At 63.4% G+C, this 1,363-nt stretch carries 1 protein-coding gene; it reads left to right on the forward strand.

Annotation, left to right across the window (positions count from 1 at the left end; all coding sequences use genetic code 11):
- Window positions 1–85: 85 nt before the first annotated feature.
- Window positions 86–1,324: an IS256 family transposase gene (locus tag BACI348_RS20480; RefSeq protein WP_442858535.1), complete on the forward strand. Its 1,239-nt coding sequence runs from the start codon at window positions 86–88 to the stop codon at window positions 1,322–1,324.
- Window positions 1,325–1,363: the final 39 nt, after the last annotated feature.

Raw genomic sequence — 1,363 nt, forward strand, 5'->3', positions numbered from 1 at the left:
GGGAGTGTCTGAATAACGGTGGATTCAGGGTTGGCCTGACACGCCGGGCGTCGCCTGGCGGGGAGGACTGATCATGAGCGGAACCATGGATCCCATGGCGACTGATGTGGATCAGCAAGAGTTAGCGCAGCAGCTCCTGGCCCAGGCCAGGGAGCAGGGCATCGACCTCGTCGGGCCTGACGGGTTGTTGAACCGGCTTACGAAGAATGTCCTGGAGACCGCTTTGGAAGCGGAAATGGACGAACACCTCGGCTACGAAAAGCACGACGTGTCCGGGCGCGGGAGCGGGAACTCCCGCAACGGCACCCGCACGAAAACCGTGCTGACCGAGATCGGGCCGGTGGAGATCGACGTGCCGCGGGACACCGGCTCTACATTCGATCCTCATATCGTGAAGAAGCGGCAGCGCCGGCTGACCGGGGTTGACGAGATCGTGTTGTCGTTGAGCGCGAAAGGGCTCACGACTGGGGAGATCGCCGCGCACTTCGCCGAAGTGTTTGGCGCCAGGGTCTCCAAGGACACCATCTCTCGGATCACCGAGAAGGTCATCGGGGAGATGACCGAATGGCAGAACCGGCCCCTGGACCGGGTCTACCCTGTGGTGTTCATCGACGCGATCCACGTCAAGGTCCGCGACGGGCAGGTCACCAACCGGCCGGTCTACGTCGCGATCGGTGTCAGCGTCAACGGTGAACGGGACATCCTCGGGCTGTGGGCCGGGGACGGCGGCGAAGGGGCTAAGTTCTGGCTCTCGGTGCTGACCGAAATCAAGAACCGTGGCGTCGAGGACGTCTGCATCACGGTCTGCGACGGGCTCAAGGGCCTTCCCGAGGCCATTACCACGGTCTGGCAGCTCGCTGTCGTCCAGACCTGCATCGTGCACCTGATCCGCAACACCTTCCGCTATGCCGCCCGCCAATACTGGGACGAAATGTCCCGGGACCTGCGCCCGGTCTATACGGCACCCTCAGAGGCCGCGGCGAAGGAGCGCTTCGTCGAGTTCTCCGGCAAATGGGGCAAGCAGTACCCGGCGATCACCCGGCTGTGGGAGAACGCCTGGAGCGAGTTCGTGCCGTTCCTGGACTACGACGTCGAAATCCGGCGGGTCATCTGCAGCACCAACGCCATCGAATCCGTCAACGCCCGCTACCGGCGCGCGGTCAGGGCCAGGGGTCATTTCCCCACCGAGCAGGCGGCCCTGAAATGCCTCTACCTCGCAACCCGGGCACTAGACCCCACAGGCAAAGGCAGGGCACGATGGGCCACACGATGGAAGCCGGCACTGAACGCCTTCGCCATCAGCTTCGACGGAAGAATCAACTAAATGCCAACCCTAGATCCACCGAAAATCGGACAGTCCCCG

It is taken from the genome of Arthrobacter sp. 9AX (assembly GCF_902506095.1).
Taxonomy (GTDB): Bacteria; Actinomycetota; Actinomycetes; order Actinomycetales; family Micrococcaceae; genus Arthrobacter.